This window comes from Micromonospora sp. NPDC049114 (assembly GCF_040648635.1).
In the GTDB taxonomy this organism is placed as follows: Bacteria; Actinomycetota; Actinomycetes; order Mycobacteriales; family Micromonosporaceae; genus Micromonospora.
On record NZ_JBEZEA010000001.1, the window covers coordinates 462,117 to 476,809 of the forward strand.

Genomic DNA, 14,693 nt, shown 5'->3' on the forward strand with positions numbered 1-14,693 from the left:
AGCCGTGGACAGCATTCGCACCCCGCCCACGATGTGGACGGGGTGCGAGTGCAAAATGGCGCTCCGGGGTCAGCCGGTGGCCCCAAAACCGCTGCTGGGCCACACGAACTCGGCGATCCCTCCACCATGGACAGAAACGACGCCGGCGGACGTGTCCTCGTCCCACCAGACGGTATACATCCCGGCGGGAAGATCGGGATAGACCGCACTGTGGAACGACCCGTCCCGCACCCGGCGCTCCCGTACCGCCGAGTGGACGCGTCGATCATCGCCGCGGCTGATCTCGATCTCCCGGCCGTGCAGATCCCGACCGGTGTAGACGATCAGGGCGCCGGTGTCGCCACCCAGTTCGAGGACGACACTCCCCGTCTCCGACGGCCCGTACGTGTGCTCGTGCATCCGCCGCTCCCCCCGCCGACGATCAGGACGACGCCGGCGGGTTGTTGAACCCGTCGTACGGCGTACCGAGGTAGGGGAAGCTCGCGAGAAACGGGGCGGTCACGTCGGCGGCGCTCAACCCCGGGGTGACCGCGGCGGCCGCCGCGTCCGGGCGGAACGTCTTGTCGACAAGCGGGACGGTCAACCCGGCGATCGCCCGCAGCGCGATGCTCACCACGTCGTCGCCGACCCGCCGCCCGTTGGGGAAGCCGGCCAGGTCGCCGCCGAGCACCCCGAACCGGTCCGGCTTGCGGTTCGGCGGGATCGCCGTGTTCAGCCGCAGCATGTCGGCCTGCAGGTCGCCGGTGGCGTTGGTGAAGCCGTCGATCAGCCCGGCCGGCACGCCGGTGAGCAGGATCGCCACCAGGTCGGCACGGGCCTTCTTCGACTTGTTGAGCTTGTCCAGGTTGGGAAAGACGTCCGGGTACAGGGCCGGCAGCAGCGCGGCCAACTCGGGCCGCTCGACGAACTGGGCGAACCGCTTGTCCTCCGACGGTGGCAGCGAGTTCCACAGGTCCTTCTTGGACATCGGCACGATGACCTCGTTGAACAGCGGATTGCCCAGCCGGGAGACCTGCGTGAACGGGCCGGTGGAGGTGTCCTGCGCGACCCGGTCACCGAGCACCCGGACCTGCCGGCGCGACGCCGACGTCCACACGCCGAGCACCGACGCCGGGTCGGCCGCGCCGTACCGGCTGGCACGGCGACGCACCTGCTTCAGCGGCACCTGCACGGCGAGGCTGTGCACGTTCATCCGGTCGGTGGCGTTGACCGGCTCCCCCTCGGACTTGAAGATCTTCTTACCGGCGACGTGCAGCTGCTGGAACGGCCGCAACGTGCCGAGGTCGAAGATCGCCCCCAGGTCGACGAAGAAGCCGTCCGCACGCTGGCCGGCGAAGACCCGCTCCCCCGTCGACAGGGTGTAGGTGGCCTGCCGGACGAGGTCGGCGTACTTCGGGGTGGACAGCGGGCCGACGTTGCACGGCGGGCAGGGCAGCTTGTGCGCGAGGCGGTGCTCCCGGCCGTCGGTCACCCGGGTCAGGCTGTAGAACTGCCGGCGGTTCCAGTTCCTGCTGTCAAGCGACTCGATCGGCCCGGTGTTGTAGAGGAAGCTGTTCGGGTTGGTGATCTCGGTGGTGAACTCGAACCGGTAGGTGACGTCGGGCTGACCGTCACCGTCGTTGTCGATGTGGATCTCGTAGCGCACGTCGTCGCCGAACTCGAAGAAGTTCGGCCCGCCGGACGGGAGCTGCAAGGGCACGTAGTTGGCGATCAACGTGACCGTGTCGGGCTTGTCGGGGCTGACGAACGCGTAAAGGTCGGAGCTGTCGGCGACCGGATCCTTGGCTATCTCCGGGGCCTCGCGGTGGGAAGACATGGCGGACCAACCTCACTGGGCGGGGACTGATGGCGGGGCGGGACGGTGCGGGGTCAGCGCCGGGCTGCGCGCCGCAGTCGGTCCGCCAGGCCACGGTCGCGTACCTCGACCCGGGACTCGCCGACGAAGACGTCCATCGTTCCGGACGCGGCGTCGCGCAGGTGCACGACGATCGGCTCATCGGCCCGACCCGCCGCGCCCGGCGCGTTCTGCGCGGCCGACAGGCCCGGCACGGTGAGCGCGGCGGCGCCGAGGGTGGCGCTGGCCGCGGCGGTCAACGTCTGCCGGCGGGTCAGTCGCGGCCACTGCCGCTTCCGCTGATCACTGGTCATGGGCAACCTTTCCGGCGGCGGCGCGTACGCGCCCGCGGTGACGGACGGGTCCGGTGCCGTCGCGGTGACGCCGCCGGGCCCCTGAGGGGACACCGGCGGCGGTCCTCGCCGCGACCGCCGCCGGCACCGCGTGGTACGGCCGGCGGCGGGAAAAGGTTCGACCTCAGCGCGGAGCGTGACCGTACGCAGTCGACCGCTTGCGCGCCGGACGACCGGCAGCCTTCGCGATCGCCCGCAACTGCTCCTCGGTACGCGCCGACCCGTTGTCGGAGCCGGCCATCCGGGAGATGGTCTCCTCCATCAGGGTGCCGCCCAGGTCGTTGCAGCCGCCCTGGAGCATCGCCACGGTGCCCTCGTCGCCGAGCTTCACCCAGGAGCACTGGATGTTGTCGATCCGGCCGTGCAGCAGTAGCCGCGACATGGCGTGCACGACCCGGTTCTCCCGCCAGGTCGGCCCCGGGCGGGCGATGCCGGCCAGGTAGATCGGCGCGTTGGTGTGCACGAACGGCAGGGCCACGAACTCGGTGAACCCGCCGGTGCGGTCCTGCACGCCGGCCAGCACCCTAAAGTGCGCCAGCCACTGCCCCGGGTGGTCGACGTGGCCGTACATCATCGTGGAGCTGGACCGGATGCCCAGCTCGTGGGCCGTGCTGACGACGTCGACCCAGGCGGCGGCCGGCAGTTTGCCCTTGGTGAGCACCCAGCGCACGTCGTCGTCGAGGATCTCGGCGGCGGTGCCCGGGATGGTGTCCAGCCCCGCCTCGCGCAGCCGGGTCAGCCACTCGCGCACCGGCACGCCCGCCTTCGCGGCGGCGGTGACGATCTCCATCGGGGAGAACGCGTGCACGTGCATCTCCGGCACGCGGGCCTTGATCGCGCGCACGATGTCCGCGTACCCGGTGACCGGCATCTTCGGGTCGATGCCGCCCTGGAGGCACACCTCGCTGGCGCCGGCCGCCCACGCCTGCTCGGCCCGGTCGGCGACCTGGTCGACGGAGAGCCGGTACGCGTCCGCGTCCCGCTCACGCTGGGCGAACGCGCAGAACCGGCAGCCCACGTAGCAGACGTTGCTGAAGTTGATGTTGCGGTTGACCACGTAGGTGACGTCGTCGCCGACCGCGTCGCGGCGTACGTCGTCGGCGAGCCGGCACAGCTCGTCCAGCGCCGGCCCGTCCGCGCCGAACAGCGCCAGCGCCGCGTCGGTGTGCCGGGGATCGAGCAGCGCCGCCGGGTCGTCGACCGCCAGCCGCAGCCCGGCCGCCACGTCACGGTCCGCGCCACTGCCGGTCGATTCCGGCGGTACGCCCGCACGTCGCGCCGCCGCCTCGGGAGTGACCTTGCCGGCGACCTCGGACCAGTCGCCGTAGACGCTGTCGAAGTCGCCGCGCCGGTCGTCGGTGCGGCCGGTGGTGTCGATGGTGGCGTGCAAGTCGGTGCGCCCGCCGAACGTCTCCTCCGGCTCCTGCCAGGGACGCCCCTGCGGGAGGGCCGACTCGACAGCCATGCCGGTCGCCGGGTCGGCGAGGGCGCTCACGTGCGGCAGCAGCCGCGGGTCGAGCCACGGGTCACCGGCGCGCACGTACTCCGGGTAGATGGTCAGCCGCTCCCGCAGCGTGAACCCGGCCAGCTCGGTGTGCCGGGCCAACTCCTCGATCTGCGGCCACGGGCGCTCCGGGTTGACGTGGTCGGGGGTGAGCGGGGAGACGCCACCCCAGTCGTCGATGCCGGCGCGCAGCAACAGGTCGTACTCGCCGGCGATGAGGTTCGGCGGAGCCTGGATGCGGGCCTTCGGGCCGAGCAGCAGTCGGGCCACCGCCACCGTGGCGGCCAGGTCGTGCAGTTCCGCGTCAGGCATGCCCCGCATCGCCGTGTCCGGCTTGGCGCGGAAGTTCTGCACGATCACCTCCTGGAGGTGGCCGTACTCCCGGTGCGCGCGGCGGATCGCGAACAGCGCGTCCACCCGCTCGGCCGGCGTCTCGCCGATGCCGATGAGGATGCCGGTGGTGAACGGCACCCCGACCCGCCCCGCGTCGTCGAGCACCCGCAGCCGGACCGCCGGCTCCTTGTCCGGCGAGCCGTAGTGCGGGCCGCCCGGCTCGGACCACAGCCGGGTGGCCGTGGTCTCCAGCATCATGCCCATGCTCGGCGCGACCGGCTTGAGCCGTTGCAGCTCCGACCAGGACAGCACCCCAGGGTTGAGGTGCGGCAGCAGGCCCGTCTCCTCCAGCACGGCCACCGCGCAGGCACGCAGATAGTCCAGAGTGGAGTCGTAGCCGCGCTCGTCGAGCCAGCTCCGGGCCGCCGGCCAGCGCTCCTCCGGCCGGTCACCGAGGGTGAACAGGGCCTCCTTGCAACCCTGCGCCGCGCCTGCCCGCGCGATCGCCAGAACCTCGTCGCGGTCCAGGAACGGCGCCGGCAGCCGGTGCGGCACGGTCGCGAACGTGCAGTAGTGGCAGCGGTCCCGGCAGAGCCGGGTCAGCGGAATGAAGACCTTCTTCGAGTACGTGACCACGCCCGGCCGCCCGGCGTCACGCAGCCCGGCGTCGCGGATCCCCCCGGCGGTCCGGAGCAGCTCGTCGAGCGCGTCGCCACGGGCGGCGAGAAGCGCGGTCGCCTCGTCGACGTCCAGCGCGCGCCCGGTCGCGGCCCGGCCCAGGGCCCGCCGCACGCTCGCCTCGCTCGGACCGGAGTGGGTGCGATCAACCATCCACTCAGCCTATGCGCAGCGCGAGCCCGACCCACCAGACCCAGCCCGCACCGTGGGAAACCGCACCCCATGATCACTTGATGCGTCGGTGGAGGGGCGGGCACCGCCTGCGGCTCCTTTGCTCTGCTTCAACCTACGCAACACCGCGCGTCCGATATCCGGACGCCGGCTGTTGCCTCGGTTGAAGCAGAGCAAAGGAGGACCCGACCATCACCAGTCCGGAGGTGCTGGCGGCTCAGCGGGGCTGGTCGGGGTGCGTGGCGGGGTTGATGTGTTGGGTGCGGTCGGGGTCGGCCGGGCGTCCGATGGCCTGGGTGGGGTCGGCGGAGGCCGGCTCGGCGGACTGGCGCGGGATCGTCTGCGTCGGGTCCGCCGACGGCGGCTGCCCGAACGGCGGCGCGGGCGGCGCCGACTGCGGGGCGGGGTTGGCCGGCGGCGCGGACTGCGGGAACGGCGGCGCCGACTGCGGAGCGGCCTGGAACGGCGGCGCGGACTGCGGGGCCGACTGCGGGTGCGGCGGCGCGGACTGCGGGGCCTGGAACGGCGGCGACGGCTGGCCGTACTGGCCGGGGAACTGCGCCGGCGGATAACCGCCCGGCTGACCGGCCTGCGGGTAACCGCCCGGCTGGCCGGGAGCGGGCCATCCGCCCTGCGGCTGACCGCCGGGCTGACCGGGAGCCGGCCAACCGCCCTGCTGCGGCTGCGGCCAACCCGGCTGCGGCTGGCCGTAGACGCCCGGCTGCGGCTTCGGCTTGGGGACGTAGTAGAACGCCCGCCAGATGGTGAACACCACCCAGGCGGCCACCGCGAAGATCACCAGCCAGGCGAACCGGGCGAGAAGGCCGAGCAACGCGTCGAGGATCTCGGTCTCGGCGAGGCGGCCCACCGTCCAGATCAGCATGGTGAGCGTGCCGAGCAGCGCGCTGACCGCGTACTCACCAAGCGCCACCTGCGTGATCAGCTTCGCCTTCGGCAGGACCGGCGCGACGTGGGTGGCCAGCAGGACGGCCAGCAGCGGCAGCACCACCGCCTCCACCCCGATGAACGCGGAGAACTGGTCGCCCGCCCGGTCGGTGAAGTCGCGGTAGTCGTTCGGGGTGAGCAGCCGGAGCAGCCCCACGAAGAGGAACACGGCGTTGGCGCCGAGCAGGGCGAGCGCACCCAGTTCGCGCAGTGGCTTGGTCAGCTGGCGGGCCTGCGTCGCGTCGGCGGACGCGGGCTCGGCGGGGCTGGTCACGAGCTCCCCCTCGGGGCAATAACGGACAGGGCGCACGTGAGCCTAGTCTCCCACGCCACCGGCGGACCGGAGGCGTCTCGTACGCGAGGATGGTCGACATGCGCATCGTGGTTCTGGCCGGCGGCATTGGCGGCGCCCGGTTCCTGCTCGGCGTCCGGGCGTACGCCCGCGAGGTCGGCGCCGAGGTGACCGCCGTGGTCAACGTCGGCGACGACCTGTGGCTGCACGGGTTGAAGATCTGTCCCGACCTGGACAGCGTCATGTACACGCTCGGCGGCGGCGCCGACCCCGAACGGGGCTGGGGCCGGGTCGGCGAGAGCTGGACGGTCAAGGAGGAGTTGGCCGCGTACGGGGCGGAGCCGACCTGGTTCGGCCTCGGCGACAAGGACATCGCCACCCACCTGGTGCGCAGCACCATGCTCAACGGCGGCTACCCGCTGAGCGCGGTCACCGAGGCGCTGTCGACGCGGTGGCAGCCCGGCGTACGCCTGCTGCCGGCGACCGACGACCGGCTGGAGACCCACGCGGTCGTCGGCGACGGTGACGAGAGTCAGCGGGCGATCCACTTCCAGGAGTGGTGGGTGCGGTACCGGGCCGACATCCCCACCCACCGTTTCGTCTTCGTCGGCGCGGAGACGGCGCAGCCGGCGCCGGGGGTGCGGGAGGCGATCGGTGCGGCCGACCTGGTGTTGATCGCGCCGAGCAACCCGGTGGTGAGTATCGCGCCGGTGCTTGCCGTACCGGGGATGCGCGAGGCGGTGACCGACGGCCCGGCGCCGGTGGTGGGTGTCTCGCCGATCATCGGCGGCGCTCCGGTCCGGGGAATGGCTGACCGCTGTCTCGCCGTGCTCGGGGTCGAGTGCAGCGCGGCCGGTGTGGGCCGGCTCTACGGCCCTCGGGCTGCGGGTGGGCTGCTGGACGGCTGGCTGGTGGCCGAGGAGGACGCCGACGCGGTGGTACCGGAGGTGACGGTCCGCGCGATGCCGCTGCGGATGACCGACGAGGCGGCGACGGCGGCGATGGTCCGCGCCGCGGTGGAGTTGACGTGAGGCTGGAGATTCTGCCGGTGCTGGGCATCGGCCACGTGACCGAGGGTGACGACCTGGCGGCGGTGATCGCCACCGCTGCGCCGTGGCTGCGCGACGGCGACGTGCTGGTGGTGACCAGCAAGATCGTCTCCAAGGCGGAGGGACGGCTGGTGGACGTCCCGGCGGACGGGCCGGAGCGGCTCGCCGCGCGCGAGGAGGTGCTGGCCGGTGAGACCGCCCGGGTGGTGGCCAGCCGCGGGGCGACCCGGATCGTGCAGACCCACCACGGCTTCGTGATGGCCTCTGCCGGGATCGACGCGTCGAACGTCGACAAGACCCGGCTGGTGCTGTTGCCGGTGGATCCGGACGCGTCGGCGCGGGAGCTGCGCGCCGCGCTGCGGGAGCGGTACGACCTGGACGTTGCCGTGATCATCAGCGACACGATGGGCCGGCCCTGGCGCAACGGGCTTACCGACGTGGCGCTCGGGGTGGCCGGGATGCCGGCGATCCGCGACCATCGGGGCGAGGTGGACCCGTACGGCAACGAGCTGCAGCTGACCCAGATGGCGGTGGTGGACGAGCTGGCGGGCGCCGGCGAGTTGATCAAGGGCAAGTGTGACCAGGTCCCCGTGGCCGTGGTGCGCGGCTACCTCGCGGCGACCCGCGCGGACGACTCCGACGGCGCGCGGACGCTCATCCGTGATGCCGCGCAGGACCTGTTCTCGCTGGGCACCGCCGAGGCGCGGGCGGCCGGGCTGGCCGAGGCCGCGACCCTCGCCGAGGCGATCGACCCCGAGCCGGTCGACCCGGCCGCGGTGCGACGGGCGCTCGACGCGGTCGCCGAGGTGGTGACGCCCGGCACGGTCTTCACCCTCGTCGACGAGGCGGAGGTACGCGCCGGCCTGGTCGCCGAGGTGCCGGGCTGGCCGGCCGACGCCAGCGCGCTGGTGCTCGGCACCGCGCCGGCGCCCGTCGACCCGATGGACCTGGTCCGCTTCGGCGCCGACCTGCACCGGCTGCGCGTCGCACTGGCCGCCGAGGGTGTCCGGTCGACGCTGCTGCCTCCGCCGGCCGGCAGCCCGGCCAGCGCCGCGCTCGCCCTGTGACCGCGCGGCCGGGCCGGACTCACGCGTCCAGGACGGCCCGGCCCAGCGGGGTCAGCGTGTGCAGCACGGTGTTGCGGTCGCGGTGACTGACGAGCAGGCCGGCGTTGCGCAGCACTGTGGCGTGCTGGCTGGCCGCCGCCGGTGAGATGTTGAGCCGGCGGGCCACCTCGCCCGTGGTGCAGCCGTCGTGGCTGGCCTCCAGCACCGCCGCCCTGGTCCGGCCGAGCAGTGCGGCCAGCGAGTCGCGGCCGGCGCTCGACGTGGCCAACGCGTCCCCGTCGGTCGCGGCGAGCCCGCCCAGCCGGTCCACCGGATAGACCAGCACCGGCGGCAGCGCCGGGTCGAGCAGGGCGACCGGGGTGCCCGCGCAGAAGAACGACGGCACCAACAGCAGCCCTCGACCGTCCAGGTGCAGCTCCCGGCTGTGCGGGTAGTCGCGCACCTCGAGCACCCCGCTGTCCCAGCGCATGCGCGGGCGGAGGCTGGCCAACAGCCCTTCGACGCCGCCGTCGAGCAGGGCCCGTGCGCGGCGGGTGCGGTCCGCCGCCACCGCCGACTGGATCCGACTCCAGTACGGGTCGATCGCCAGCGACCGGTACTGCTCCATGGAATCCGCGAGGTGGCGCAGCGTCGCCACGTCGCCGCGGGCCAGCGCGGCGGCCGAGGACGGCAGCTGGTTCTCGGCGGCCAGCAGGGTCACATCCCGCTGGAGCAGCGGGGTCGGCGTGCTGCGCACCGCTTCCAGCCCCGCCGCGAAACCCTCCACGCTGGCGTACGGGGTCAGGAAGTCGGGGAAGTAGCCGCGCGGCGGGTTCAGGGCGAAGAGCAGTCGGAGCTGATCGGAGGCGACGTCCTGGCGCAGCCCGCGGGTCACGGTGCGCCGCCAGGTCGACGTCAACGGATCGCGGTTGCGGCCCTGCAACACGTGCAGGCTGAGGACCAGCTCCCAGACCGGGTCGGCCGCCGGCGCCACCCGGGTCCGGAGAATGTCCTCGCCGGAAAAGTGGATCTTCAGCATGGAGCGCTCCCGTGTCGCCGGCAGAGGGATGCCGAGCGACCGTTCGACTCTACCCGGCCGGCAGTTATCTCCATCTTTAAGCCTGAACTGAAAAACCTCGACGCCTCCCCGGCCAGTTAGGCATGCTTCCAGTGCCCGAGCACGGCACCGACACGTCACGGACGTGACCGGCGCCGGGGCACCGGGAACCGGGGAGGGACCGGTGATCGGGCGGCACCACGAGGGTCTGCGGCTCTTGCTCCGCAGAGGTGCCGTCCGGTCATCCCGTCGACGCGGTGCGTCGGCCCCGCTCAGCCGACCCAGAGCGCGACCCGATGGTCCTCGTCCGTGACGTAGAACGGCCGCCCGTCCAGCTCGGCCAGGCCCTCGACGTGATGAAACGGCGCCAGGTCGGCCACCTCTTCGCCGACGAGCCGGCACGCGTCGCCCGTCCGCCCCGCCGGGAACCGGAACCGCACGTGCCGGGACGTGACCGCGCCCCCGCCCGGATGGTCGTCGAGCAGCACCGACCCCTTGCCCAGCGCGTCGATCGAGCCGATCACGGCCGCGTACCCGCCGTCCGGCGTCGGCGCGATCGCCCGGAAGCCGGTCAGCTCGCCCGGCGGGGTCACCCCGGTCACCGCGTACGCCTTCAGCGCCCGGGGCCACACCGGGTCCGCGGCGAACATGCCCGGCACGCCGGACACCTCCACCAGGACCGGCTCGCCGGCCCCGGTGACCGGAAACCGCATCCCGAGCAGCACCGTGCCGTCCGGCGTGAAGGCCGCGGCCTCCACGTTCAACGGGAGGTCGTCCGGGGTCAGGTGCGTCACCCAACTCTTCGCCCGACTGGTTCCCCGCGCCAGGGTCTCCACGATGAACCGGTCGCGTACCCGCTTGCCCGGCGGCAGCAGGGTCAGCGGCGACGCGGCGAGGGCGTCGTTCACCGCGCGGTGCAGCCGGAACCGGTTGCGCACCACGTGCACCGGCAGCGTGCCGGCCGCCACGTCGTCCTCGCGGAACCGGGCCACGAACGCCCGACGGGGGCGCAGCGGGCCCGCCTTCGAGCCGAAGTGGGAGCCGAAGACGTACACCCAGCCGTCGTGGTGGGCGAGCGCCTCACCGTCCTCGGTCCGGCCGTTCTCGACCCCAGCGTCCGCCGTGACGTGCCGGGCCGTCCACTCGCCGTCGTCCAACTCCAGCAACAGGGCCAGGCAGCGCTCCACCGGGCCCTCGTCCAGCACCGTCCAGAAACCGCGCCGAGCACCGTACGACCGCAGCAGCGCGGACGAGCGCACCGGCAGCAGATCGCTGGCCTCGTTGCCGGCCACCACGAATTCGACGAGTCGCAGGGTCACCGCGCCAGCGTACGGAGAGCGCGCTCGTACAGTGACGGGGTGCCTGACACCGCGCTCACCGGACCCGCCGTCGACCCCACCGATCCCGCGTCGTACGCGACGCTGCACGCCGACGCCGTCGCCCTGCTGGAGGGCTGGCAGCCGACCAGCCCGGCGGCGGCCGACGCGCGGGACCGGACCCTCGCGCTGCTCGCCGCCGGGCCGGTGGCGATGAGCCGGCAGCACCGCCCCGGCCACGTCACAGCGAGCGCGCTGGTGCTCGACCCGACCGGCGCACGGGTGCTGCTCTGCCTGCACGCCAAGTTCGGCCGCTGGGTGCAGCTCGGCGGGCACTGCGAGCCGGTGGACCGGACGCTTGTCGGGGCCGCGCTGCGCGAGGCCATCGAGGAGTCCGGCATCGACGGCCTGCGCATCGATCCGGTGCCGATCGACATCGACGTGCACGAGGTGCTCTGCCAGGGTGGGTCGCGCCACTACGACGTCCGGTTCGCGGTGGTCGCCCCGCCCGGCGCCGTCGAGCAGGTCAGCGACGAGGCCGAGGAGCTGGGGTGGTTCCCGCCCGATCGGCTGCCCGAGCCGCTGGCCGGCGGGACGGCGCAACTCATCGAGCCGGCCCTCGCGGCGCTGGGCAGGTGGTGACACCTCGTCGTGGCCCGCGCACGAGTACGCCGGCGACAGCGGCTTGCACCGCCATCGCCGGCGCTACGAGGTCACCCGCCGGGGTCGAGGGTCAGACGTAGCCCTCTTCGCCCCGCTCCTTCAGCTCGTCGACGAGGAGCTTGACGTCCTGGGCCCGGTCACGCGGGCAGACCAGCACCGCGTCCGGGGTGTCCACCACGATCAGGTCGCGCACGCCGAGCACCGCCACCAACCGGCCCGACTGCGGCACCACCACCAGGTTGGCGGTGTCCCGCAGGAGTACGCCCGGCTTGGCGTCGGTGCCGAGCACCACGTTGCCCGCGTCGTCGGCGGGCAGCACCTCACCCAGCGTGTGGAAGTCGCCGACGTCGTTCCAGCCGAAATCGCCAGGCACTGTGGCGACCCGACCGGCGGTGGCCGCGCCCTCCATCACCGCGTAGTCGACGGAGATCTTCGGCAGCGTCGGCCAGACCGTCCCGAGCACGTCGTCCTGCTCCGGGGTGCCCCAGGCGGTGGCGATCGCGGTGACCCCCGCGTGCAGCGCCGGCTGCTGGCGGGCCAACTCGGCGAGGAACACGTCCACCCGCCAGACGAACATGCTCGCGTTCCACAGGTGCCGGCCCGAGCGGACGTACGCCTCGGCGACCTCGGCGGCCGGCTTCTCCTTGAACTCGGCCACCTGACGCCACGGCGTGCCCTCGGCCTCGTCGCCGGTCTCCAGGTAGCCGTAGCCGGTCTCCGGCCGGGTCGGGGTGATCCCGACCGTCATCAGCATGCCCTGCTCGGCCCCCCGGACCGCCTCCTGGACCGTGCGCACCCAGCTGTCCGGGTCGCGGATCAGGTGGTCGGCCGCGAAGCTCCCCATGACCGCGTCCGGGTCACGCTGCGCGATCACCGCCGCGGCCAGCGCGATCGCCGCGCAGGAATCCCGGGGGGACGGCTCGACCAGGATGTTCTCCTCCGGCAGCCCGGTCAGCTGCCGGGCGACCGCCGCGACGTGCGCGGCGCCGGTGACCACGAGGGTCCGATCCGGTGTGGTCAGCGGCGCGAGCCGCTCCACGGTCGCCTGGAGCAGCGAGGCGCTGGTACCGGTCAGCGGGTGGAGGAACTTGGGGTGGCCGGCGCGGGACAACGGCCACAACCTTGTGCCGCTGCCACCTGCCGGGATGACCGCATAAAGCATCCGCACATCATGCCCGACGTATCCGCCCGCAGTGGCACGGGTCACCACGAGAGGCCCGAACGGTCACGACCGGGCGCGACTCCAGGCGGCGATGTGCACCTCGGCGCTGGATTCCCAGGTGAACTCCTTGGCCCGGTCGAAGCCGGCCTTCGCCAGCGACAGCCGGCGCTGCTCGTCGTCGAGCAGGGCGGCCAGGTCGGTGGCGATCTGGCCCGGGTCCTCCGAGGTGTACGCGACCGCGTCGCCACCCACCTCGGGCAGCGACAGCCGGGGGGTGGTCAGCACCGGGGCGGCGCACGCCATAGCCTCCAGGATCGGCAGGCCGAACCCCTCGCCGTACGACGGGTAGGCGGCCACCAGCGCGCCACCGAGGAAGCCGGGCAGGTCGGCGTAGCGCAGGTAGCCGGGGCGCAGCAGCCGCAGGTGGGACGGGACCTCGGCCACCGCCCGGTCGATGTCGTCGTCGTGCCCCTGCCCACCGGCGATCACCAGGGCCGGCGGGTCGACCCGGTCGGCCACCGCACGGGCCCAGCCGCGGATCAGGTTGGGCACGTTCTTGCGCGGCTCCTTGGCGCCGAGGAAAGCCACGTACGTGCTGTTGCCCAGCCCCAGCCGGGCACGCACGCGGGCCTTCTCCTCCTCGCCGGGCGCGTGGAAGGCGTCGTGGTCGACGCCGTGGTAGGCCACGTCGATGCGGGTCGGGTCGGCGTCGAGCAGCCGGATCAGCTCGTCGCGGGTCGCCTTGCTGGGCACGATCACCCGGTTGGCGCGACGCATCGAGGTCTTGATGGCGCTGCGGAAGAACGTGCGGCGGGACTTGTCGTAGTGCTCCGGCTCGGTGAAGAACGTCGCGTCGTGCACGGTGACCGTGACGGGGCACCCGGCCCGCAGCGGGCAGGTGTAGAAGGGCGAGTGCAGCACGTGCGCGCCGACCTGCTGGGCGAGCAGCGGCAGGCCGGTCTGCTCCCAGGCGAGCCGGGCCGGGCGGTGCGCCACGGCGGCCGGAGCGGGGATGATCTCCGCGCCAGGCAGCATCCGCGTGTAACGCTCCAGGTCGGTGCGGAGGCTCACCACTGCCAACTCCACCCCCGACCCGCACACCTTGCCGAGGGCACCGAGCAGACCGTCGACGTATCGACCGACACCACCACGGTCGGCGGGGACACTCGTGGCGTCGATGAGCACGCGGGGCGGGCGACCGGCGGTCACGGGGCGACTCCTTGAAGGTGGGTCTGTGGGGAACAACACTCCGGGGGTAAAGCCTACGCCGGAGTACGGGGCCGACGCTGACTGCGACCCGACGGTACGCCGACTTGTCATCGTCATCGAGTACGGGCCGCAGAGGCGTATCGTTCGCGCCGATGGCCGACAACATTGCCCGGGTGTTCGCCGACGCGATCGCGACCGACCCGACCCGACCGCTGCTGACCTGGTACGACGACTCCACCGGCGACCGCACCGAACTCTCCGGCGCGACCCTGGCGAACTGGGTGTCGAAGACCGCCAACCTCCTCGTCGACGAGGTCGGCCTCGCGCCGGGCACACCGGCCGGCGTGCTGCTCCCCCCGCACTGGCAGACCGCCGCCGTCCTGCTGGGCTGCTGGTCGGCAAAGGTGACAGTCGCCGACACACCGGGCCGGGTGGACGTGCTCTTCGCCGCCGCCGACCGGCTCGACGAAGCACAGTCCTGGCCCGCCGACGAGCGGTACGCCCTGGGCCTCGCCCCGCTCGCCGCCCCGCTGCGGCAGGTGCCGCCCGGCTTCGCCGACTACGTGGTCGAGGTACGCGGGCACGGCGACCACTTCACCCCGCGGTCCGGTCCCGGCCCCGCGGACGCGCAACTGCTGGCCCGCGCCGAGGCCCGCGCCACCGACCTGGGCATCGAGCCCGGAGCCCGGGTCCTGATCGACGCCGACCGCTACCCCGACCCGGTGGACTGGCTCCTCGCGCCGCTGACCCGGGCGGCAACCGTGGTCCTGTGCGCCAACCCCGACCCGGCCCGCCTACCCACCCGGCTAACCAGCGAAAAAGTAACCCACCCCCTCCCCTAACCCCCTGCGCCCCGCGGCCCCGCGCCCCGCGGCCCGCGCCCCGCGATCTTGCAGTTCCTGTCGCCGAGACGCGTGGAATGCCCCGTATGCCGCGACAGTAAGTGCAAGATCGCGGAAGCCCAGCGCCAGCCCGGGTCGATCATGGAGTCGTGGTGGGCGGATCACGGCGGGATGCACCCTTTGCGGGGCACCACCACTCCATGATCGACGCCAGGGGGCGGGGGCGGGGCGGGGGGTGG

Annotated in this window: 13 protein-coding genes; 4 read left to right on the forward strand and 9 right to left on the reverse strand. The window is 73.1% G+C overall.

All coding sequences use genetic code 11. The features are described 5' to 3' along the window. Positions 1-69 precede the first annotated feature (69 nt). The 5 genes from AB0B39_RS02160 to AB0B39_RS02180 form a co-directional block, all read right to left on the reverse strand. A complete protein-coding gene (locus AB0B39_RS02160; RefSeq protein ID WP_357493747.1) occupies positions 70-399 on the reverse strand; it encodes a phospholipase in 330 nt (109 codons plus the stop codon). Between the two features lie 22 nt (positions 400-421). After that, complete coding sequence (locus AB0B39_RS02165; RefSeq protein ID WP_357573283.1) at positions 422-1,816, reverse strand: DUF4331 domain-containing protein; 1,395 nt, start codon at positions 1,814-1,816, stop codon at positions 422-424. A gap of 53 nt (positions 1,817-1,869) precedes the next feature. Beyond that, positions 1,870-2,148 carry a hypothetical protein gene (locus AB0B39_RS02170; protein ID WP_357573284.1) on the reverse strand — a complete coding sequence of 93 codons (279 nt, stop codon included), beginning with the start codon at positions 2,146-2,148 and terminating at the stop codon, positions 1,870-1,872. A 163-nt stretch (positions 2,149-2,311) separates the two neighbouring features. Continuing rightward, the gene (locus tag AB0B39_RS02175) at positions 2,312-4,855 is read right to left on the reverse strand and encodes a bifunctional FO biosynthesis protein CofGH (RefSeq protein ID WP_357573285.1); all 2,544 of its coding nucleotides are present in this window, start codon (positions 4,853-4,855) and stop codon (positions 2,312-2,314) included. Between the two features lie 235 nt (positions 4,856-5,090). Further along, on the reverse strand, positions 5,091-6,092 hold the full coding sequence (locus AB0B39_RS02180) for a hypothetical protein (RefSeq protein WP_357493741.1): 1,002 nt from the start codon (positions 6,090-6,092) through the stop codon (positions 5,091-5,093). Between the two features lie 98 nt (positions 6,093-6,190). On the opposite strand from AB0B39_RS02180, the gene cofD reads away from it, so the two are divergent. Both cofD and AB0B39_RS02190 read left to right on the forward strand, forming a co-directional pair. Beyond that, entirely contained in the window at positions 6,191-7,141 is a 951-nt protein-coding gene (gene cofD, locus AB0B39_RS02185; RefSeq protein ID WP_357573286.1) for a 2-phospho-L-lactate transferase, read from the forward strand. Further along, positions 7,138-8,226: a coenzyme F420-0:L-glutamate ligase gene (locus AB0B39_RS02190; protein ID WP_357573287.1), complete on the forward strand. Its 1,089-nt coding sequence runs from the start codon at positions 7,138-7,140 to the stop codon at positions 8,224-8,226. The genes cofD and AB0B39_RS02190 overlap by 4 nt, the downstream gene beginning before the upstream one ends. 19 nt (positions 8,227-8,245) lie before the next feature. On the opposite strand, the gene AB0B39_RS02195 is transcribed toward AB0B39_RS02190, so the two are convergent. Together AB0B39_RS02195 and AB0B39_RS02200 are read right to left on the reverse strand one after the other, a co-directional pair. Then, positions 8,246-9,244, reverse strand: a complete 999-nt coding sequence (locus tag AB0B39_RS02195) for a winged helix-turn-helix domain-containing protein (protein WP_234584040.1) — start codon at positions 9,242-9,244, stop codon at positions 8,246-8,248. A gap of 290 nt (positions 9,245-9,534) precedes the next feature. After that, entirely contained in the window at positions 9,535-10,581 is a 1,047-nt protein-coding gene (locus AB0B39_RS02200) for a hypothetical protein (RefSeq protein WP_357573288.1), read from the reverse strand. A 102-nt stretch (positions 10,582-10,683) separates the two neighbouring features. Here AB0B39_RS02200 and AB0B39_RS02205 point away from each other — a divergent pair, with 102 nt between their 5' ends. Next, the gene (locus AB0B39_RS02205) at positions 10,684-11,220 is read left to right on the forward strand and encodes an NUDIX hydrolase (RefSeq protein WP_357494276.1); all 537 of its coding nucleotides are present in this window, start codon (positions 10,684-10,686) and stop codon (positions 11,218-11,220) included. 91 nt (positions 11,221-11,311) lie between these two features. Here AB0B39_RS02205 and AB0B39_RS02210 read toward each other — a convergent pair whose 3' ends face one another. Together AB0B39_RS02210 and AB0B39_RS02215 are read right to left on the reverse strand one after the other, a co-directional pair. Next, complete coding sequence (locus tag AB0B39_RS02210) at positions 11,312-12,403, reverse strand: sugar phosphate nucleotidyltransferase (RefSeq protein ID WP_234584042.1); 1,092 nt, start codon at positions 12,401-12,403, stop codon at positions 11,312-11,314. A gap of 63 nt (positions 12,404-12,466) precedes the next feature. After that, positions 12,467-13,612: a glycosyltransferase family 1 protein gene (locus AB0B39_RS02215; RefSeq protein WP_234584044.1), complete on the reverse strand. Its 1,146-nt coding sequence runs from the start codon at positions 13,610-13,612 to the stop codon at positions 12,467-12,469. Positions 13,613-13,764: 152 nt separating this feature from the next. On the opposite strand from AB0B39_RS02215, the gene AB0B39_RS02220 reads away from it, so the two are divergent. After that, complete coding sequence (locus AB0B39_RS02220; protein ID WP_357573289.1) at positions 13,765-14,454, forward strand: TIGR03089 family protein; 690 nt, start codon at positions 13,765-13,767, stop codon at positions 14,452-14,454. Positions 14,455-14,693: the final 239 nt, after the last annotated feature.